This is a genomic window from Arthrobacter sp. AB6 (assembly GCF_031844545.1).
GTDB lineage: Bacteria > Actinomycetota > Actinomycetes > Actinomycetales > Micrococcaceae > Arthrobacter.
On record NZ_JAUZVL010000006.1, the window covers coordinates 192,950 to 211,845 of the forward strand.

Sequence of the window (18,896 nt, forward strand, 5' to 3'; positions counted from 1 at the left end):
CATGTCTGACGGGGAATCCCCCATCCGCCAGGCCGCGGACGCTGTCGAGGAGGCCTCCAACCACAAGGCCCTGGACGTCCTGGCGCGCACCGGCTTCGCCGTGATGGCCCTGCTGCACGTGATTATCGGCGCCATTGCCATCGCCGTGGCGTTCGGCCAGCCCGGCGAGGCGGAACCCACCGGGGCGATCGAGCAACTCGCCGCCAATGCCTGGGGCCCGGCCGTGATGTGGGCCTGCGTGCTGGCTTGCCTCGGCCTGGGGCTGTGGCAGGCCAGCGAGGCCACCCTGCGGGCACGCCGGCTCCCCCGCAAGGAGCGGGTGTCCAAGCTCATTTCGTCCGGCTTCCTGGCCATCGCGTACAGCAGCGTGGGGTTCAGCTTCGCAGGGTTCGCCGTAGGGCTGCGCGGTGATTCCAGTGACAGCACCCGGGATTTCAGCGCCTCGCTGATGGCTACGCCGCTGGGGCTGTGGACGCTGGTGGCCCTCGGCCTGACGATCATTGGGATCGGCATCTACTTCGTGGTGAAGGGGGTGCGCCGGGGGTTCAAGGAGGAGCTGTACTTCTTCGACGGCATGCGGCGCGGCAGGCTGATCGACGTCCTGGGAGTCGGCGGCCACATTGCCAAAGGCGTAGCCCTGGTCCTCACCGGACTGCTCTTCGTCATCGCCGCCGCCAAGCACAGCCCGGACGAATCCACCGGGCTTGACGGCAGCCTGAAGGCCCTCCAGGACCACCCCCTCGGGCCGTACCTCCTGGTGGCAATCGGCGCCGGATTCATCGCCTACGGGATTTTCGCCCTTGTCCGGTCGCGGTTCGGAAGCATGTAGTTCCGCTTTTTCGGGGTAGGAAGGAAGCATGACGGACCACCTTGTGAGTGACCAGCCAGCCGCCGGCGGCGCGGAAGCCTTGAGTACGACGGCGGGTGGGGCCTTAAGTGCGGCGGCGGGCGGAGCGTTCGCGGGCATTTTCCGTGTCCTCAAACTGGCCCGACCTGATCGGCCCATCCATCCGGACGGGGTGGGCCTCGCCGGGGACCTGGCCAGGACCGGCAACCCCGGTGAGCCGAGCGGGCTGGACTGGCTGGACCAGCCCGGCACGGACACCGTCGAGGCGAGGTTCTCGCGGTCCGTCGGCCTGCCCCAGGGACTTCCGGACATCCTGGGGCTAGCGCTTCGGGTCACCCCGCCCGGCGGTCATGCTCCCGGCGGCCCGGCTGACGTCCTCTTCGCGTCCACGGGCTGGCGGCTGCCCGGCAGGTTCCTGCTTCAACCCAAACTCGACGTCGCCAGCGCCGCCCTGACCACCCTCATGCCGTACCGCGGCCGGAAAGGGCCGGTGCTGCTGGGCCTGCGGACGGAGCAGCTGCCGGACGGGTCGCTGGCCTCCGGCGAATGGGTGCTTGGACTGTATTGGGCCAGGCCAACCGGGCAGTGGCGTCAGTGCGGCGAGGCGCGCCTGCGCGCTGCCCCCGAACCGCGGGACATTCACCTGCGCTTCGACCCGCTCGCAAACCAGCCGCCCGGAGCACAAACGTATGCCTGGGCGCGACGCCTCCGGGAGCGCTCCTACCTGGCGGCACAGCGGCCGGCTCCTGCCGCCGTCGTGAACGCTCCCACTGCGGCTCCCGCCGCGGCGGGGAACCCTGCCCATTCCATCACCACAGGAAGGAACACTATGTCCACCGTGTCCCAGCTGTTCAACTCCCCCGCCGCCGACATTTGGAGAGTCATCGCCGACGGCTGGCTGTACTCCGGCTGGGTGGTGGGGGCTTCCCGGATCAGGGCCGTGGATGACACATGGCCGCAGGCCGGCGCGCGCCTGCACCACTCCGTGGGCGCGTGGCCGCTGGTGATCAACGACAGCACCCAAGTGACCGGCGTCGAACCCGGTAAATCCCTGGAACTTGTGGCCCGCGGCTGGCCCATGGGCGAAGCGAAGGTGGCCATCACCCTTGAGGACCGGGGCGATCAGTGCCTGGTGACCATCGCCGAGGACGCCATCCGCGGCCCCGGCAAGCGGGTGCCCAAGGTACTGCGTGACCCCGCAATCTCAGTGCGCAACCGCGAGACCCTCAAGCGGCTGGAACTTATGGCAGCAGGCGGGGCCGGCAGATAGCGCGCACGGGTTAAAGCAACGCGGGGTCACTTCCCGCCCAATAACGTCGGATTATCGGGCGGAAAGTGACCCCGCGTTGCCGTGTGCGTTAGGGGTGCGTGGTCGTCATACCTGTGCGGCCACGCCGTCACGGGAGATGTCCACCATGTCCTCGCGCGGCACCACCTTGATGCGCTCGCGCTTGACCTCCACGCCGTGCGAACCGCCGGCCTCGGTGGCGGCTGCGCCGAGGGCAAGCTCATGGGCGTCCAGCGCCAGCCAGCCTTCCCAGCTGGTGAACTTCACGCCGCGGGCGTCCAGGAGTTCCACGACCGCGTCCTCTGCAGGAACGCTGGCAACCGGAAGGTTTTCGCGGTCTTCCAGCAGGTAGGTCACGGTCTCTAGGGCGTCGCCCTTGGTGTGGCCGATCAGCCCGACAGGTCCGCGCTTGATCCAGCCGGTGGCGTAGATGCCCGGCACGTGGGTGCCGGACGCGTCCAGGACGCGGCCGCCGTCGTTCGGGATGACACCCTTGGTGTGGTCGAACTCGATCTCCGGCAGGGCGGAACCGAAGTAGCCGATGGCGCGGTACACGGCCTGGACCGGGTAGTCCACGAACTCGCCGGTGCCGCGGGCGTTGCCCGTGCCGTCCAGCTCGGTACGCTCGAACCGCATGCCGGCCACCTTGCCCGGCGTCTCGGCGTCGTCATAGATCTCCACCGGGCTGTGCAAGAAGTGCAGGTGCAGGCGGCGGGAGGCCTTGAGCTCGGAGAGGTCCTCGGGCTGCTCGGCGATCCAGTTGGTGAGCGTACCCACCATGGTCTTGGTCTGGTTGTTCGTCTGGATCTGGCGGTCGGATTCCTCGTCGAACTCGAAGTCCTCCGGGTAGAGGATGATGTCCACGTCCTTGGAGTGGGACAGCTCGCGCAGCTCCAGCGGGGTGAACTTGACCTGGGCGGGGCCGCGGCGGCCGAAGACGTGCACGTCCGTGACCGGGGAAGCCTTCAGGCCGGCGTAGACGTTGTCCGGGATTTCGGAGACCAGCAGGTCGTCGGCGTGCTTGGACAGGACGCGGGCCACGTCCAGGGCCACGTTGCCGTTGCCGATCACGGCGATTTCCTTGGCCTCGAGCGGCCATTCGCGGGGGACGTCCGGGTGGCCGTCGTACCAGGAGACGAAGTCGGCGCCGCCGAAGGAGCCCTCCAGCTCGATGCCGGGGATGTTCAGGTCCGCGTCCTTGATGGCGCCGGTGGCGAAAATGACGGCGTCGTAGTGGGTGCGGAGGTCCTCGATGGTGAGGTCGGTGCCGTAGTCCACGTTGCCGAAGAAGCGGATGTCGCCGCGGTCCAGGACCTTGTGCAGGGCGTTGACGATGCCCTTGATGCGGGGGTGGTCCGGGGCAACGCCGTAGCGGATCAGGCCGTAGGGTGCCGGGTAGCGGTCAAAGAGGTCGATGCTCACGGTCAGCTCGCCGCTCTTCACGGCCTCGCTCTTGGTGAGGATGTCCGCGGCGTAGACGCCGGCCGGGCCGGAGCCCACGACGGCGACGCGCAGCGGACGTTCGGCAGAACCTACGGTGGTGCTTGATGACACGGCTGTGTTCCTTTTCTTCGGTCCGTCCCAACTAGGTAGCGCTAAGTGTCGTTATGAGGGCTCAAAACGACACTTGGCGCTACCTAGTTGGGTGGGGGCTAGGTTGTGAGGACTCGGGGCTTGCGGGGGCTGTTCGGGGTGGTGGTGCTGTAGTCAGCGGTTTTGAAGTGCGACGGCGCGAAAGGGCTCACGCGCACCACGTCACCGATGACAATCACTGCGGGATTTGCGACGCCGGCGGCTTCCGCCTGGTCGGCAATGGAACCAAGGGTGCCAATCGTCACGCGCTGGTCCGGCAAATAGCCGTTTTCCACAATACCAACTGGCGTCCCGTCAGGCAGCCCGGCTTTGCCCAGGGCGGACGCGGATTCGCGCAGCTGGCCCACGCCCATGAGCAGGACGATGGTGTGGTCGGGGCGGGCGGGGATCTCAGAGAGTTCCTCGTGGCCGGTCACCACGCTGAAGCCCTTGGCCAGGCCGCGGTGCGTCACCGGGATGCCGGCGGCGGCGGGAACGGAGATCGCGGACGTGACGCCGGAAACCACTTCAACCTCGATGCCGTGCTGCCGGCAGTATTCGGCTTCCTCGCCGCCGCGGCCCAGGACGTACGGGTCGCCGCCCTTGAGCCGGACCACGCGGTTGCCGTTCAGGGCCTCCTCGACGAGGATCCGGTTGATCTCCGCCTGCGGCACGGGGTGGTGGCCGGGGGTTTTCCCGACTTCGATGATCCGGACGTCCGGGGCAAGTTCGTTCAGGAGTCCACGCGGGCCCAGGCGGTCGGCCACCACGACGTCGGCCTGGCCAAGGAGCCGGCGGCCGCGGACGGTGATCAGCCCGGTATCGCCCGGTCCCCCGCCCACCAGGGCAACGGACCCGCGGTGGGCCCGGCGGCGGCGCAACGGAAGATCGCCGGTTTCGAGGGCGGTGGCAACGGCGTCGCGGACGGCCATGGCCCGGCGCGGGTCTCCCCCGGCGTTCACGGCGATTTTGACGTCGTCCACTTCGGCAACAGCGGGAGTCCAGGCTGCGGACGCTTCGTGGTCGGAGGCGTTGACGCACCAGACGCGCTGCGACTCGGCGTCCTTTGAGACTTGGGCGTCCACGGCGGAGTCGCCGGTAGCGGTCTGGACGAACCAGACGCCGTCGACGTCGGACGGAAGGTAGGTGCGCGGCTCCCAGGTGAGGAGGCCGGCGTCGGCCAGTTCCCGGAGCGCGGCGGAGGCAACGGGAGCGACGACGGTAACCTGGGCCCCGGCGTCAAGCAGCCCCTTGGCGCGGCGGGCTGCAACGGGGCCGCCGCCAACCACCAGCACGGGGCGGCCGAGCAGGCGCAGTGCTGTGGGGTAGATATCCTGAATTGCCATGAAACAACGGTAGGGCCGCGTCACAATCACCCACAAAGGCCGAGCAACACCAGTTCACGCAAGGTAACGCTGCGTCACAAAGGCAGGCGGCCGCCGTCGTCCGCCTTTGCGGGGCACGTTGGCTGGGGCCAGGGCCGTCCAGGCCGAGAGCCCCGGCGTGTCCGTGCCGATGTGCCCCGGTTCAGCTGCTGATGCCGGCGAGGAACCGGCCGCGGTCCCGGATCAGGCGCTGCAGGTACGGTCGCAGGACCAGCTTCTCGGCCAGGCGGCCAAGGGGCCCGAACGGCGCGCTGAACTCCACCCGGTCCGTCATGATGCAGCCGCCGGGCGTGGCCTCGAATTCATGGACGTGGCGGAAGGACCGGAACGGGCCGCGGACTTGCTCGTCCGTGAAGCTCCGCGGGTAGTCCATCTGGGTGACGCGGCTGGTCATGGTGAGCGAAAGCCCGAAATGCCGTGCCCGCCAGGTGACTTCCTGGCCCTCACCGATCAGCCCGGACGTCACGCCGCCCACGGCCCGCTCCCCCGAGCCTTTCTGGGATTCCACGTGGGCGTCGATGCTGCGGGCCAGGTCGAACAGCCGCTCCGGTGGAAGGGAGCTCTCGGTGCGGCACGCAAAACTGGCAGTCATGGGGCCAGTCTGCCACCCAGGTCCTGACCATCCGGGCCCATTTCACAGCTGGGGCGGGCCGTAAATGCGTAACTTTTGGGTCTGGCGCAGGTCAGTACCCGCGACATTGCACGGCGGGGGCCAACCGCGGGCGGGTAGAAGTTACGCAGTTGGGTCGCAGGGGTGCTTAGCGGGTGCTGCCGGCCAGGAGCCCGCGGCTGCGGAGGAGGCGCTTCTCGATGGGCCCGAACACCAGAAGTTCAATCAGGATACCGACGGCGAGGATCAGCAGGATTGCCGACATCACCACGGTCATGTCGGACAGGATGCGGCCCTGGTCCAGCAACGAACCCAGGCCGAAACCAATGGTGCCGCCCACGGCGATGATTTCCGCGGCCATGAGCGAGCGCCAGGAGAAAGCCCAGCCCTGCTTCAGGCCGCCCAGGTAGCCGGGCAGCGCGGCGGGAAGGATGATCTGCAGCGCCATCTCCAGGCGGGACGCGCCCAAAACCGTGCCCACGCGCCGGTACTGCGGCGGGATCTGGTCCACACCGGAAATCAGGCCGTTGATGATGGACGGGATGGCGCCCATGAACACCACGAAATAAACAGTGGCGTCGGTCAGGCCGAACCAGATGATGGCTGCCGGGACCCAGGCTACGGACGGGAGGACCTGGAGGCCGGAAATCAGCGGGCCGAATGCGCGGCGCAGCGGAGCGACCTGGGCCAGCAGCAGGCCCACCGGAGTGGCGATTGCCACCGAAATCAGGAAGCCCACCAGCCCGCGCTGCAGCGAGGTCCATACGGCTTCCTGGAGCTTGCCCTCGTTCCACAGGACACCCACCTGCATCGCGACGTCCAGCGGTCCGGGAACCAGGTCGCGCCGTTTCAGGCCGAGCGAGACATAGAACTGCCACGCCAGCACCAGCACCACCAGGGCGGCGATGGGCAGCAGGATGCGGCTCCAGTCCACCCGGCGCTTCCGGTCGGCGTCGGACTGCAGGGAGTCCAGCCCGGACTCGAGTTCGCGCAGGTCCTCGCGCCCGGTGGAGGACCGGGTGAGCGCGGCATGGATATGGCGGGGCTCCGAGGGCTCGGAGGGTGCTTCGGCAAGCGGCGTTGGGTTACTTGGCATGGCGGCGTATCTCCTCCCGGAGCCGGGCGGTGATGACCCCGGTCAGCTGGCCGGCGAGCCCGGCGTCGGTACGGTGTTCCTCGGTGACAGCCCATTCCTGGACCACCCGTCCGGGGCGCGAGGACAGCAGCAGCACGCGCTGGCCCAGCCGGACGGCCTCGCGGACGTTGTGGGTCACGAAGACGATGGTCCGCCCGGTTTCTTTCCAGATCCGCTCCAGCTCATCATGCAGCAGGTCGCGGGTGATGGCGTCGAGGGCGGCAAAGGGCTCGTCCATCAGGAGCAGCTGCCGGTCCTGGGCCAGCGAGCGCGCCAGTGACACGCGCTGCCGCATGCCGCCGGAGAGCTCGTGCGGGCGCTTGTCCCCGGCCGAGCCCAGGTGCACCAGCTCCAGGAGTTCCTGGGCCTTGGCCTTGCGCTCGGCTTTGCCCACGCCGCGGAGTTTCAGGGCCAGCTCGATGTTCTCGCGGGCGGTCAGCCAGGGGAACAGGGCAGCGTCCTGGAACATGAAGGCGGCACCGTCGCTGGGCACCTCGAGGGCGCCCGACGACGGCGGCTCCAGTCCCGCGATGATGTTCAGCAGGGTGGATTTGCCGCAGCCGGAGGCACCGAGGAGGGCAACGAACTCGCCCTTCCCGATGGTGGCGTTGACGTCGTCCAGTACCGGGGCGCCGTCGCCGAAGCGCTTGCCCAGGTGTTCCAGTACGACTGGCATGGTGCCGTCCTTAAGTAGGTGGGTGGGATCAGTCCTGGCCGAGGCCGGCTGCTGAAATCTTGGTGCTGCCCTGGCTGCCCTGGCCGGCGGGGCTTGAGCTGGCGGCCACGTCGTTGAGCGGGCGCAGGTCGAAGAGCCCGTTGATGTCGGCCTGCTTGGTGGTGCCGGCCTCGACACCGTCCTGCAGCAGCCGCGGGTAGCTTCCGGCCAGCGGGTCCAGCGTGTAGGTGATGTTGGCCAGGGACCGTGCCAGGACGTCCCCGGCGAGGGCCGCGCCCGCGGATTCCTGCAGGGCCGAGTTGATGACGGAAGCCTTTTCCGCGGCGGGGGCCTCGTTCAGCCAGGCCACCGACTTCGCGTGGCCGGCCAGGAGTGCGTTGACGGTTTCCGGGTGGTCCGCGGCGAACTTCTGGTTCACGATCAGCACGGTTGTGGGGAATTCGCCAGGCTTCCCGGTACCAGTCCCGTCCCACAAGTCCTTTTCGTCCACCAGCACCTTCGCACCGGCCTGGAGCACCAGGCGTGACGCCCACGGCTCAGGCAACCACGCGCCGTCGAGCTTTCCGTCCTGGAACAGCTTCAGTGTCTGCGCATTTTCCGTGGGGTTGATGGCAACGTCGCCGCTGCCGTCAACGTTCGTCTTGTAGCCCTGGTCGGCAAGCCAGGCGCGGAGGGCAACGTCCTGCGTGCCGCCCAGCTGCGGGGAGGCGAGGGTCCTGCCCTGGAGATCGGCGGCAGAGTTGATCCCCGGCTTGACTACCAGCTGCGCGCCGCCGGCGGCGGCACCGGCGATGATCCTGACGGACTCGCCCTGGCTCTTGACATACGAGTTGATGGCCGGGTTCGGGCCGATGTACGCGGCATCGATGGCGCCCGCGTTCAGGGCCTCGATGGCTGCGGGTCCGGCGTTGAAGGTTTCGGTGCTCAGGGACGTGCTGCCCAGGGCCTCGGCCAGGAAGCCTTCCTTAATGCCCACCAGGGCGGGGGCATGGGTGACGTTGCCGAAGTAGCCGAGCTTCAGCTCAGCGGCGGGGCTGGGTTCGGCGGCCTGCGCCTCCGTGTTCCGCGAAACGGTGGACGCCACCACGGCCCCGACGGCGATCAGCAGGACCAGCCCGATGGCCAGGGCAGCCTCGATGGCACGCTTGCGCTTGGGTGCTGCGCTTTCGCCTGCCACGATGCGGATCATCCCGGGCTTGGAACTAGTCATTGTTTCACCATAGGGAGAGTCATATTCCCGTTCAATGAAGCCTAAACGGGGGGTCACGCACGTTCATCTAGCGTCACATTCGGCCGCACTGCCACCGGAATTCCGCGATTCAGTTGCCCTTCACATTGACCAGCTGCCGCAGCTTGTGCCGCACCGAGACCAGGTCCGCGGCGTCATGCATCACCTGGTCAATGGGTTTGTAGGCTGCGGGAATCTCGTCAATGAAGGCCTCCGACGCCCGGAACTCAATCCCCCGCATGGCCTTCTTCAGCTCCTCCAGGGAAAACGCCTTGCGCGCGGCGTTGCGCGAGTACTCACGGCCCGCCCCGTGCGGCGAGGAGTTCAGCGATGCGGGGTTGCCGCGGCCTTCCACCACGTAAGACGCCGTTCCCATGGACCCGGGAATGAGTCCAGGATCGCCGGGCCCGGCTTTGATGGCGCCCTTGCGGGACACCCAGACCGACTTGCCGTAGTGCGTCTCCTGCTGGGTGAAGTTGTGGTGGCAGTTGATCCGTTCCAGCTCGCGCACCCGGCCGCGCACCCAATGGCCGAATTGCGTGGTAACGCGGTCCATCATCTCCTCGCGGTTCAGCAGCGCGAAGTGTTGGGCCCAGCGCAGCTCCGCGATGTACCTCTCGAACTGGGGCGTGCCCTCCTCGAGGTATGCAAGGTCCGGGTCCGGGAGGTGGACCCGGCTTTTCGTCACCACGCGCCGGGCGATGCCGATGTGGTGCTGGGCGATCTTGTTGCCGATGCCGCGCGAGCCGGAGTGCAGGAAGAGCCAGACCGCGTCGGATTCGTCTGCGCAGACCTCAATGAAGTGGTTGCCCGAGCCCAGGGAGCCCAGCTGCAGCTCCCATTTTTCGACGTACTGACCGGGATTGAAGCCGGCTTTCGCGGCCAGCCTTTTCAGCTCCGCGATCCGGGGCTCCGCTGTGGGAAGCACTGTCCGGTTGTTGTGCCCCGCGGAAAGCGGGATGGCGCGTTCGATGTCCTCGCGCAGCGTCTTCCGGTCCTTGGGGAGGTCCTTGAGCCCATACTGCGTCCGGACCGCGATCATGCCGCACCCGATGTCCACCCCCACCGCCGCAGGGATGATCGCGCCGAGCGTGGGGATGACCGAGCCCACGGTGGCACCCTTGCCCAGGTGCGCGTCCGGCATCAGGGCAAGGTGCGGATAGATGAAGGGCAGCTGCGACGTCATCACGGCCTGCTCGCGGGTCTTTTCATCCAGGATCGAAGCCCAGTTCAGAAGCTTCGGACTGATGGTCTCCATGCTCCGCCTCCCGTGCACCGCCGAGGACTACTGTGAGTCCTAGGCTAACCCCGCCCCCTTCCGGAGGAGGCGCAGCAATGGTCAACGTCCAGACCGAAATCCACATCAACAGGCCACGCGCCGAAGTTGCCGATTACGCCGCCAACCCGGACAAGGCGCCGCAGTGGTATGTGAACATCCACAGTTCGCAGCGGCTGACCGACGGTCCCATTGGAGCTGGTTCCAAGGTGGCTTTCACCGCGAAGTTCCTGGGCCGGGAGCTGAGCTACACCTATGAGTTCGTGGAGTACGTCCCTGGCGAGAAGCTGGTGATGCGGACAGCCCAGGGCCCGTTCCCCATGCAAACCACCTACACGTGGACGGACGACGACGGCGGCACGCGCATGAGCCTCGGCAACACCGTGAGCCCCTCGGGTTTCTCGCGGCTGTAACAACGAAAACCGCGGCTTGTTCGCGAATCAGAACCTTCACGGTCCGGATCTGCGAACAAGCCGCGGCTTCGGGGACAAACTCAGATGCTGTAGCGCTCGTCCTCGTGGTCGCCCGGGTGGTCCTTGACCAGGCCGGCGGCGAGGGTGTTGCCGTCCAGCGGGTCGATCACCAGGAACGCTCCCGTGCGGCGGTGGTGCAGGTAGTTCTCCAGCGGCAGCGGCGCGGCGAGCCGGAGCTGCGCGTTGCCGATGTCGTTCAGTTCCAGGGTGGACGCCGGTTCCAGCTTGAAGGACGCGAGGTCCAGCTTGCCGCCAACATTGCGGACCAACGCCTGGACGGTGCGGGTGCCGTGCTTGACCAGCACCTTCTGTCCCTCACGGAGGGGCTTCGGGGACAGCCAGCACAGTGACGCGTACAGGTCTGCCGATGCCTCGCGGACGGTGCCCGCGGCGGCGATGGTGTCACCGCGTGCGACGTCGAACTCCTCCGCCAGGCGGATGGCCACGGACTGCGGGGCGGCGGCTTCCTCCAGCGAGGCGCCGGCGAAGTCGATGCCCACCACCGTGGTGGTGCGCGGGCCCTGGCCGGGGGTCAGGACCGAGACCTTGTCCCCCACCTTGACCGAGCCCTCGGTGATCTGGCCGGCGTACGCGCGGTAGTCGCGGTAAGCTTCCACGTCCAGTCCGGCAGCCACGGCGTCCGGGGCGAGGGCGCCCTGCGGGCGGATGACCAGCTGCACCGGGAAGCGGAAGCTCTCCAGGTGGCTTTCCAGTTCGTCGGCGGCCGGCAGGGTCTCGAGGACCTCCAGCAGGGCGGGGCCGGTGTACCAGGGGGTCCGCTCGGAGCGCTCCACCACGTTGTCACCGTCGAGCGCGGACACGGGCACCACCAGCAGGTCGGTGATGCCGTCGGACCCCAGCCCCAGCTCGCGGCCCACCTGCTGCACGTCGGCTTCGATCCCGCGGAACACGGATTCGCTGAAGTCCACTAGGTCGATCTTGTTCACGGCCACGATCACGTGCGCCACACGCAGCAGCTGCAGCACGGACAGGTGTCGGCGGGTCTGCTCCAGCACACCCTTGCGGGCGTCAATGAGTACGACGACGGCATCCGCAGTGGACGCGCCGGTCACCGTGTTCTTGGTGTACTGGACGTGCCCGGGGCAGTCGGCCAGGATGAAGCTGCGGCGGTCGGTGGCGAAGTAGCGGTAGGCCACGTCGATGGTGATGCCCTGCTCGCGCTCGGCACGCAGGCCGTCCGTCAGCAGCGCCAGGTCGATCCCGCCGGCAGCCCCGCCGAAGCCGCGGTCCGCGGAGGTGCGGGCAACGGCGTCGAGGGTGTCAGCCAGGATGGCCTTGGAATCGTGAAGGAGGCGGCCCACCAAAGTGGACTTGCCGTCGTCGACCGATCCCGCGGTGGCGAAGCGGAAGAGCGTTGTGGGCAGGGCAGCCTCGAGGTCGCCGGCCGCGCCGGACAAAACTGTGTCGGTGCTCATTTAGAAATACCCGTCCTTCTTGCGGTCTTCCATGGCGGCCTCGGAGATGCGGTCATCTGCACGGGTGGCGCCACGTTCGGTCAGGGTGGAGGCAGCGACTTCAACCACGACGTCGGACACGGTGTACGCGTCCGATTCGACGGCGCCGGTGCAGGACATGTCCCCCACAGTGCGGTAGCGGACGGTCTTGGTGATGACTTCCTCGTGCGGCAGCGGCTGGGAAACCTCGCCCACCGCGCGCCACATGCCGTCGCGGGCGAAGACTTCGCGCTCGTGGGCGTAGTACAGGCCGGGCAGCTCGATGTTCTCACGCTCGATGTAGCGCCAGATGTCGAGCTCGGTCCAGTTGCTGATGGGGAACGCGCGGACATGCTGGCCCACAGTGTGGCGGCCGTTGTAGAGGTTCCACAGCTCGGGCCGCTGGTTGCGCGGGTCCCACTGGCCGAACTCGTCGCGGAGGCTCAGGATGCGCTCCTTGGCGCGTGCCTTGTCCTCGTCGCGGCGGCCGCCGCCGAACACGGCGTCGAACTTGTTCCGCTGGATGGCGTCCAGCAGCGGGACGGTCTGCAGCGGGTTGCGGGTGCCGTCGGCACGCTCGGCGAGTTCACCGCGGTCAATGAACTCCTGCACGGAGCCCACCACGAGCTTCAGGCCCAGCCGCTCGACGGTCCGGTCACGGAAATCGATGACCTCCGGGAAGTTGTGGCCGGTGTCCACGTGCAGCACGGGGAACGGGACCTTGCCCGGCCAAAAAGCCTTCGTGGCCAGGTGCAGCATCACCACCGAGTCCTTGCCGCCGGAGAACAGCAGCGCGGGCTTCTCGAACTCGGCGACAACCTCGCGGATGATGTGGATGGCCTCGGATTCGAGGGTGTCCAGGCTGCTCAGTCGGGTTGAGACGGCGGAGTCGGTCACCTGGGTAGTCTCCTCGGTTAGGAAAGTGCTCATACGTGTAGTCCGCATTCTGTCTTGTCGGTCCCTGCCCAGCGGCCGGCGCGGGGGTCGTCGCCGGGCGCCACCTTCCGGGTGCAGGGCTGGCAGCCAATGGAGGGGTAACCCTGGGAAAGCAGCGGGTTGACGGGCAGGAGGTTGTCGTCCGAGTACTGGACCAGCTGGTCGAACGTCCATGCGGCCACCGGGTTGACCTTGACCAGGCCGTTCTTCTCGTCCCAGCCGACCAGCGGAGTGTTGGTGCGGGTGGGCGCCTCATCGCGGCGGACGCCCGTGAACCAGAGTTCGTAGCCGGCGAGGGTGCGCTGCAGCGGAGCCACCTTGCGGAGGGCGCAGCACTGGGCGGCGTCACGGGCGAAGAGGTCCTTGCCCAGGAGCCGGTCCTGCTGCTCCACGGTGTTCTCGGGAAGCACGTCCACCACGCTGACGCGGAGGTTTGCGGCCACCTCGTCGCGCGTGGCATAGGTTTCCGGGAAGTGGTAGCCGGTCTCCAGGAACAGGACGTCGACGCCGGGCATCTGGTCAGCAACCAGGGCAGGCAGGACGGCGTCGGCCATGGAGCAGGCGACGGCAACCGCGGGCAGGTCGAAGTTGCGCTCCACCCAGGCGATGACATCGCGGGCGGGGGCGTCCCAGCCGAGCTCGGCGGCGCCGGCTTCTGCCAATGCCTTCAGCTCTTCCACGGGACGCTTGGCAGGTGCGGGTGCGAGGTGTTTTGCCATTACTGCAGTGCCTCCTCGTCTGCTGCGTGGGCCCACTCGGCGAAGGTCTGGCCTTCGGAGCGCTGGGCCACGAAGGTGCGGACAACGCGCTCCACGTAGTCCGGGAGATCGTCCACGTAGACCTTGAGGCCGCGGACGGTCCGGCCCAGGCCCGCTTCCTCGCGGTCCTTCGAAGCCAGCCCGCCGCCCAGGTGGACCTGGAAACCCGGGGAGGGGTCGCCGTCGGGCGTGGGAAGCATCATGCCCTTGAGGCCGATGTCCGCCGTCTGGATGCGGGCGCAGGAGTTGGGGCAGCCGTTGATGTGCAGCGACAGCGCGTGCGGCAGTTCGCCGGACTCGGCGAGGTCCGCCAGGCGGCGTTCCAGCTCGGCAACTGCGGTTGCTGCCGTGTGCTTGGTTTCCACGATGGCCAGCTTGCAGTACTCGATGCCGGTGCAGGCGATCGTGCCGCGCCGGAACACGGACGGACGGGCGGACAGGCCCAGCGCGTCCAGCTCAGCCACCAGCGGCTCAACCTGTTCCTTCTCGACGTCCAGGACCACGAGCTTCTGGTGCGGCGTGGTGCGCAGCCGGTAGGAGCCGCGGGCCTCGAGGGTGTCCGCCAGCTTGACCAGCGCGGCGCCGGACAGGCGGCCGGCCAGCGGGGTGGCGCCGATGAAGAACTTGCCGTCCTTCTGCTCGTGCACGCCGATGTGGTCACCGGGCGTGGTGGGCTTGGGCGCGGCGGGGCCGTCGGCCAGCTTGTAGCCGAGGTATTCGTCCTCGAGGACCTGGCGGAACTTCTCCGGACCCCAGTCAGCCATCAGGAACTTCAGGCGGGCCTTGGTGCGCATGCGGCGGTAACCGTAGTCGCGGAAGATGCTGGTGACGCCGAGCCACACGTCGGCGGCCTGCTCCGGCTTCACAAAGGCGCCGAGGCGCTTGCCAAGCATCGGGTTGGTGGACAGCGCGCCGCCGGCCCAGAGGTCGTAGCCGATGCCCAGTTCCGGGTGGCGGACACCCACCAGGGCGAAGTCGTTGATCTCGTGGACCACGTCCTGGCTCGGGTGGCCGGTGATGGCGGTTTTGTACTTGCGCGGCAGGTTGGACAGCAGCGGGTTCCCGATGAACCGCTCCCCCAGCTCCGCGATCAGCGGCGTTGGATCGATGATCTCGTCCTTGGCGATGCCGGCCACGGGCGAACCCAGGATCACGCGGGGAACGTCGCCGCAGGCCTCGGTGGTGGACAGGCCAACACCTTCCAGGCGGGTCCAGATCTCGGGGATGTCCTCCACGCGGATCCAGTGCAGCTGGATGTTCTGGCGGTCGGTGAGGTCGGCCGAGTCGCGCGCGAAGTCCACGGAAATCTGGCCGATGACGCGCAGCTGCTCGGTGGTGAGGGCGCCGCCGTCGATCCGCACGCGGAGCATGAAGTACTTGTCCTCGAGCTCGTGCGGCTCAAGCGTTGCGGTCTTGCCGCCGTCGATCCCGGGCTTGCGCTGGGTGTACAGGCCCCACCAGCGGAACCGGCCGTGCAGGTCCTGGCCGGGGATGGCGTCGAAGCCCTCTTTGGAATAGATGGTCTCGATACGCTCGCGCACGTTGAGGCCGTCGTCTTCCTGTTTCCAGGTTTCGTTGGCGTTCAGGGGCGTTTTGCCGTCCACTTTCCACTGCCCGTGCGGCTTCGCGGCGGGTCGGGACGTGCGGGCCGGGCGCTTGGAGGCAGCGGAGTCCGCGGACGCTCCGGCTAGAGCTGTATCAGTCATGCATCGACTGTAGGTCCCGCCCGAAGAGCGTCACAAAGGCCCGGAAACGCTAAGTCACCTAGGGAAATATTTCGTCACGAAACGCCGGGCAGCCTTGAAGAAGCCACCTTCCTGTGTTTCGGGCTCCGGTTGTGCGGGGGTTTCCTTGGGCGCGGGGGCGGCGGCCGCGGCCGGCACCTGGGCGGCGGTTTCGCGGGCCTTTGCGACGGCGGCGTCGTACCGTTCCAGCGCGATCTCGGCCAGCACGGGGGACGGCAGCAGGGGTTCGGTCACGAGGTCAGCACCCGCCTTGGCGAGCTGGTCGTGGAAGTAGCCCGGCGCCAGGAGGTAGGAAGCAATCACCACGCGCCCGCCGACGTCGACAGCCCCCGCGGACTCCCCCGCGCCGGCACCGCCTTCCAGTTCCTCGCGAAGCATAGCGACGGCGTCGGGCACGGACGGCTTGGCCGAAGCACCATAGGCGGCCACTATCCGGTTGGACCGCAGCTCCCGGAGCTGGCCGAGCAGCTCCTCGACGCTGACGGCCGCGTTGGGGTTGGAAGAGCCCGCGGCGGCCAGGACGATCACGTCATTGTCCGTGACGCCGGCCTCCCGCAGCCGCTGGTCCAGCAGCGCGGCCAGGCGCGGATCCGGCCCCAGCGGCGCGGCGGCAGCACTGCCCGGCCGGCTCTTCACGGCCCTGGCGATGTCCACCTTGACGTGGTAGCCAACGCTGAGCAGCAGCGGAACCACGACGGCGGATTCCCCCTCGGGCAGGCCCGCCACCACGTCCACCAGGTCCGGCTGCTGGACGTCCACATAGGCTTCCCGGACGTCGAGGCCCGGGCGGAGGGCGGCGATGGCCGCGCGCAGGGCGTTGACCTCCGCGGCTCCCTGTGTGTTGGACGTCCCATGGGCGCAGGCGATCATGATGGGGCTGTTCATAGGGGCTAGCGTAACGTTGGAGCCGCCCTGTCCGCCCTCTTTAAACCGCCGGGACGCTCCATGACATTCCCTTTTGACATCGCCCTGGTATGGCTGGACCTGGCCGGCATCTTTTTCTTCGCGGTGTCCGGCTCGCTGCTGGCGGCCCGGAAGCAGTTCGACATCGTCGGCTCGCTCCTGCTGGCCTCGCTGGTGTCCCTCGGCGGGGGCGTGATCAGGGACATCATCCTCGCCGTCATCCCGGCGGCGTTCACCAACCCCGCGTACCTGGTCCCGCCGGTGCTGGCTACGGTCCTGGTGTACTTCCTGTTCCCCGCCTTCCAGCGCTTCACGTCCCTGCTGGTGCTGTTCGACGCCGGCGGGCTGGCCCTCTTCTGCATCACCGGCACGCTGAAGGCGCTGTCCTTTGGCGTGAACCCCCTGGCCGCAGTCCTGCTGGGTGTCACAACGGCGGTGGGCGGCGGGCTGCTCCGGGACATCACGGCCAACGAGGTGCCGCAGCTGTTCAACCCCGCGGACCTGTACGCGGTGCCCGCGTTTTGCGGGGCCGCGCTGACCGGCGTGCTCTGGGTGACCGGAACGTTCAATGCGCTCACCGCATGTGCCGTTGCCGCCGTCGTGTTTGCCTTCCGGGTGGCGGGCTGGCGGCGGTCCTGGCGCATCCCCCTGGCCGTCCACGGCTGGCACCGGGCTGAGGCCGACAGCGGCGAATTGCGGGGCCGCGATTAGCTAGGATAAGAGCCATGACTGACATGTTCCTCGAGAAGTTCCGCGCGCTTGTTCCGAAGTATCTCGAGGATGAATGGCAGGAAGAGGACGGGCTGTCCGTCGAGGAACTGGACAAGGCCCTGGCCGACCACCAGTTCCAGATTCCCCTGGTCCTCCGCGAGTTCTACCTGGCCCTTGGCGGCTGCGAGGACCTGATGGAGGCGTACCACTACTTCTGGGATCCGGACGAACTGGAAGTCGACGACGAAGGCTTCCTGATGTTCCTCGAGGACGAGGAAGAGGAATACACCTGGGGTTTCCGTGTGGGAGACCTCAGCGTCCCTGATCCCATCGTGTACCGCCGCAACAACGCCCGCGGCCAGTGGAAGTCCGAGGAAGGCACCTTCTCGGAGTTCGTGTTCGACATGTTCGAGTGGGCCTTCGAGGACGACGAAGGCTAGGTTTCCAGCCAAAACGGGCACTTTGATACGGACGCGCGGCCGGAAAGGCGTGACTTATGGAGCAGGCACCCTGACAGGTCCCTGAGTTTCCGTGAACGGGCAGCCGTGGCAGAGCCAAAAGTTACGCACTTTCGTCACCGCCATCGGCAGGACGCGCCGGAAAGACACCTCTGCGCCTCAACTCAAGGACAGACAGGACCTCAGCGACCATCGCCCCCGGCGAGTACACGACGTCTTCGTAGTAGTAGCGGAGCACCAGATAACCGCCCAGAATGCTCCGGTTGTTCCGCCGCTGGTCCTTCTTGACTGAACGTGGTTCAAAGTGGGTTGAGCCGTCGGTCTCCACAACGAGGCACTCCTCAATAAGGAAGTCCACCTCCCCCACCCCGGGAATCAGCACGTGCCTCCGCACCCTGAGCCCAGCTCTGGCAAAGTGCGTATTGGCAAGCACTTCGAGCACTGAATCCGCCCTGGGAATTACCAGGTCCAGAAGCTTCCGTGCCTTGCCATTGCGCTTGCCACCACAGCTGGCATAGAGGAAGTCGAGAGAGATGTCGCCGCGTCCGGTAGCAGACTGGATCAGTATCAGGGACTCCAGCTCGGGTAGACAACGCATGCTGTGCAGCAGGACGTCTGCCAGACCGGCAACAGGGAGCCAGCCGTGCCTTGGATGCTTCGGCCGCCCGTGCTCCACCACTCCCGCGGTACGCACGGGATGACTGCGGCAAATGTGCAAGGCCGAGTCACTCTTCAAGGTCCACAATCCGTAGACGGGTGCAGCAGACACACAGGTCAGAAGCCCTCCCCGATCCATGGCCTGCTGAAGGGGACTTGCTGCTGGAATGGCGTAGACGCCGCGGCTGGACTTCACGATCCGGCCGCTGGCCACGGCACTCCTGACGGCTGCCCGTCCAAATCCGGCCTTTTCCAGGTGTGATGTCCGGGCCACGCCTCCGCGGCGCTGAAGATAGTCGCTGATGTCCACCGAGCCAGCGTCACCCGGGAGCAGCCCGATCCGCGAGACCGGGCAGGAGCTATGTGGACGAAGACGGAGCATCACTCAAGGAAGGCGGTGCCATACGCGTATCTTTTGGCCCGTTGCAAAGGCAGAACCCTTGCGCTTCCGGGGATCACCGTTCCCATTGCGCCCAAAAGTCACGCTTTTCAGCCCTCGACCACCGGCCCGCGTTAGCCGGGAAAATCCTGTGACAGCAGAACTAACAAACAGCTTGCGCTTTGTGACAAAGCTGTCATAGACTGTTCACGGATCCGCTAAACGCCTCCGGCGGGTCTGATGCGAACGGAGAGATAGCCTCGGTTCAAAGCAACGTATGACTCGTATCGTTGCGGAGAACCGGGGCTATCCCGTTTAACCCATCGATTGCTCCGCACCTGCCGTTATGTGGCGCGAAAACGCCATCTGCACAGCAATCGATGACACGGAAAAGCCCGGCACCTT

Annotated in this window: 18 protein-coding genes and 1 pseudogene; 5 read left to right on the plus strand and 14 right to left on the minus strand. The window is 67.3% G+C overall.

Annotated features, from left to right (window positions below; translation table 11 throughout):
* Position 1: 1 nt before the first annotated feature.
* The gene (locus Q9R30_RS07365) at positions 2–829 is read left to right on the plus strand and encodes a DUF1206 domain-containing protein (RefSeq protein ID WP_104998728.1); all 828 of its coding nucleotides are present in this window, start codon (positions 2–4) and stop codon (positions 827–829) included.
* Positions 830–857: 28 nt separating this feature from the next.
* On the plus strand, positions 858–2,117 hold the full coding sequence (locus tag Q9R30_RS07370) for an SRPBCC family protein (RefSeq protein WP_311217190.1): 1,260 nt from the start codon (positions 858–860) through the stop codon (positions 2,115–2,117).
* Positions 2,118–2,222: 105 nt separating this feature from the next.
* Here the strand turns inward: Q9R30_RS07370 and Q9R30_RS07375 are convergent, their stop codons facing one another.
* The 7 genes from Q9R30_RS07375 to Q9R30_RS07405 all read right to left on the minus strand — a co-directional run bounded on the left by Q9R30_RS07375 (position 2,223) and on the right by Q9R30_RS07405 (position 9,999).
* On the minus strand, positions 2,223–3,689 hold the full coding sequence (locus Q9R30_RS07375) for an FAD-dependent oxidoreductase (protein WP_311217191.1): 1,467 nt from the start codon (positions 3,687–3,689) through the stop codon (positions 2,223–2,225).
* A 98-nt stretch (positions 3,690–3,787) separates the two neighbouring features.
* Complete coding sequence (gene cobA, locus Q9R30_RS07380; RefSeq protein ID WP_311217192.1) at positions 3,788–5,053, minus strand: uroporphyrinogen-III C-methyltransferase; 1,266 nt, start codon at positions 5,051–5,053, stop codon at positions 3,788–3,790.
* A 181-nt stretch (positions 5,054–5,234) separates the two neighbouring features.
* The gene (locus Q9R30_RS07385; protein ID WP_104998731.1) at positions 5,235–5,684 is read right to left on the minus strand and encodes an SRPBCC family protein; all 450 of its coding nucleotides are present in this window, start codon (positions 5,682–5,684) and stop codon (positions 5,235–5,237) included.
* Positions 5,685–5,850: 166 nt separating this feature from the next.
* A complete protein-coding gene (locus Q9R30_RS07390; RefSeq protein ID WP_104998732.1) occupies positions 5,851–6,798 on the minus strand; it encodes an ABC transporter permease in 948 nt (315 codons plus the stop codon).
* Complete coding sequence (locus Q9R30_RS07395) at positions 6,788–7,513, minus strand: ABC transporter ATP-binding protein (RefSeq protein ID WP_104998733.1); 726 nt, start codon at positions 7,511–7,513, stop codon at positions 6,788–6,790. The genes Q9R30_RS07390 and Q9R30_RS07395 overlap by 11 nt, the downstream gene beginning before the upstream one ends.
* 28 nt (positions 7,514–7,541) lie before the next feature.
* Entirely contained in the window at positions 7,542–8,702 is a 1,161-nt protein-coding gene (locus Q9R30_RS07400) for an ABC transporter substrate-binding protein (RefSeq protein ID WP_311217204.1), read from the minus strand.
* Positions 8,703–8,832: 130 nt separating this feature from the next.
* Complete coding sequence (locus tag Q9R30_RS07405; protein ID WP_311217193.1) at positions 8,833–9,999, minus strand: RtcB family protein; 1,167 nt, start codon at positions 9,997–9,999, stop codon at positions 8,833–8,835.
* Between the two features lie 77 nt (positions 10,000–10,076).
* Here Q9R30_RS07405 and Q9R30_RS07410 point away from each other — a divergent pair, with 77 nt between their 5' ends.
* Positions 10,077–10,430, plus strand: a complete 354-nt coding sequence (locus Q9R30_RS07410) for an SRPBCC family protein (protein ID WP_311217194.1) — start codon at positions 10,077–10,079, stop codon at positions 10,428–10,430.
* Between the two features lie 80 nt (positions 10,431–10,510).
* On the opposite strand, the gene Q9R30_RS07415 is transcribed toward Q9R30_RS07410, so the two are convergent.
* From Q9R30_RS07415 to Q9R30_RS07435, 5 genes are read right to left on the minus strand one after another with little or no spacing between them, the layout of a single operon-like run.
* Positions 10,511–11,926: a GTP-binding protein gene (locus Q9R30_RS07415; protein ID WP_311217195.1), complete on the minus strand. Its 1,416-nt coding sequence runs from the start codon at positions 11,924–11,926 to the stop codon at positions 10,511–10,513.
* Positions 11,927–12,874, minus strand: coding sequence for a sulfate adenylyltransferase subunit CysD (gene cysD, locus Q9R30_RS07420; RefSeq protein WP_104998738.1), 948 nt, complete (start codon positions 12,872–12,874; stop codon positions 11,927–11,929).
* Positions 12,871–13,599 (minus strand): phosphoadenylyl-sulfate reductase, encoded by a 729-nt coding sequence (locus Q9R30_RS07425; protein ID WP_311217196.1) that lies wholly within the window; start codon positions 13,597–13,599, stop codon positions 12,871–12,873. Before Q9R30_RS07425 ends, cysD begins: the two co-directional genes overlap by 4 nt.
* The gene (locus tag Q9R30_RS07430; protein WP_104998740.1) at positions 13,599–15,344 is read right to left on the minus strand and encodes a nitrite/sulfite reductase; all 1,746 of its coding nucleotides are present in this window, start codon (positions 15,342–15,344) and stop codon (positions 13,599–13,601) included. The genes Q9R30_RS07425 and Q9R30_RS07430 overlap by 1 nt, the downstream gene beginning before the upstream one ends.
* 54 nt (positions 15,345–15,398) lie before the next feature.
* Positions 15,399–16,268 (minus strand): CbiX/SirB N-terminal domain-containing protein, encoded by an 870-nt coding sequence (locus Q9R30_RS07435; RefSeq protein WP_311217197.1) that lies wholly within the window; start codon positions 16,266–16,268, stop codon positions 15,399–15,401.
* A gap of 60 nt (positions 16,269–16,328) precedes the next feature.
* Between Q9R30_RS07435 and Q9R30_RS07440 the strand changes: the two genes are divergently transcribed.
* Together Q9R30_RS07440 and Q9R30_RS07445 are read left to right on the plus strand one after the other, a co-directional pair.
* The gene (locus tag Q9R30_RS07440) at positions 16,329–16,997 is read left to right on the plus strand and encodes a trimeric intracellular cation channel family protein (RefSeq protein ID WP_104998742.1); all 669 of its coding nucleotides are present in this window, start codon (positions 16,329–16,331) and stop codon (positions 16,995–16,997) included.
* A gap of 14 nt (positions 16,998–17,011) precedes the next feature.
* Positions 17,012–17,437: a hypothetical protein gene (locus Q9R30_RS07445; protein WP_311217198.1), complete on the plus strand. Its 426-nt coding sequence runs from the start codon at positions 17,012–17,014 to the stop codon at positions 17,435–17,437.
* Positions 17,438–17,558: 121 nt separating this feature from the next.
* On the opposite strand, the gene Q9R30_RS07450 is transcribed toward Q9R30_RS07445, so the two are convergent.
* Both Q9R30_RS07450 and Q9R30_RS07455 read right to left on the minus strand, forming a co-directional pair.
* A complete protein-coding gene (locus Q9R30_RS07450; RefSeq protein WP_311217205.1) occupies positions 17,559–18,149 on the minus strand; it encodes a DUF559 domain-containing protein in 591 nt (196 codons plus the stop codon).
* Positions 18,150–18,287: 138 nt separating this feature from the next.
* A pseudogene (locus Q9R30_RS07455) lies at positions 18,288–18,494 on the minus strand (type IV toxin-antitoxin system AbiEi family antitoxin domain-containing protein); the annotation flags it as partial.
* Positions 18,495–18,896 lie beyond the last annotated feature (402 nt).

Coding starts and splice junctions, on each gene's coding strand:
- Q9R30_RS07370 (WP_311217190.1), top strand. CDS start 858: ATGACGGACCACCTTGTGAGTGACCAGCCAGCCGCCGGCGGCGCGGAA.
- Q9R30_RS07400 (WP_311217204.1), bottom strand. CDS start 8,702: ATGATCCGCATCGTGGCAGGCGAAAGCGCAGCACCCAAGCGCAAGCGT.
- Q9R30_RS07440 (WP_104998742.1), top strand. CDS start 16,329: ATGACATTCCCTTTTGACATCGCCCTGGTATGGCTGGACCTGGCCGGC.
- Q9R30_RS07425 (WP_311217196.1), bottom strand. CDS start 13,599: ATGGCAAAACACCTCGCACCCGCACCTGCCAAGCGTCCCGTGGAAGAG.
- Q9R30_RS07365 (WP_104998728.1), top strand. CDS start 2: ATGTCTGACGGGGAATCCCCCATCCGCCAGGCCGCGGACGCTGTCGAG.
- Q9R30_RS07395 (WP_104998733.1), bottom strand. CDS start 7,513: ATGCCAGTCGTACTGGAACACCTGGGCAAGCGCTTCGGCGACGGCGCC.
- Q9R30_RS07410 (WP_311217194.1), top strand. CDS start 10,077: ATGGTCAACGTCCAGACCGAAATCCACATCAACAGGCCACGCGCCGAA.
- cobA (WP_311217192.1), bottom strand. CDS start 5,053: ATGGCAATTCAGGATATCTACCCCACAGCACTGCGCCTGCTCGGCCGC.
- Q9R30_RS07385 (WP_104998731.1), bottom strand. CDS start 5,684: ATGACTGCCAGTTTTGCGTGCCGCACCGAGAGCTCCCTTCCACCGGAG.
- Q9R30_RS07390 (WP_104998732.1), bottom strand. CDS start 6,798: ATGCCAAGTAACCCAACGCCGCTTGCCGAAGCACCCTCCGAGCCCTCG.
- Q9R30_RS07415 (WP_311217195.1), bottom strand. CDS start 11,926: ATGAGCACCGACACAGTTTTGTCCGGCGCGGCCGGCGACCTCGAGGCT.
- Q9R30_RS07435 (WP_311217197.1), bottom strand. CDS start 16,268: ATGAACAGCCCCATCATGATCGCCTGCGCCCATGGGACGTCCAACACA.
- cysD (WP_104998738.1), bottom strand. CDS start 12,874: ATGAGCACTTTCCTAACCGAGGAGACTACCCAGGTGACCGACTCCGCC.
- Q9R30_RS07445 (WP_311217198.1), top strand. CDS start 17,012: ATGACTGACATGTTCCTCGAGAAGTTCCGCGCGCTTGTTCCGAAGTAT.
- Q9R30_RS07430 (WP_104998740.1), bottom strand. CDS start 15,344: ATGACTGATACAGCTCTAGCCGGAGCGTCCGCGGACTCCGCTGCCTCC.
- Q9R30_RS07405 (WP_311217193.1), bottom strand. CDS start 9,999: ATGGAGACCATCAGTCCGAAGCTTCTGAACTGGGCTTCGATCCTGGAT.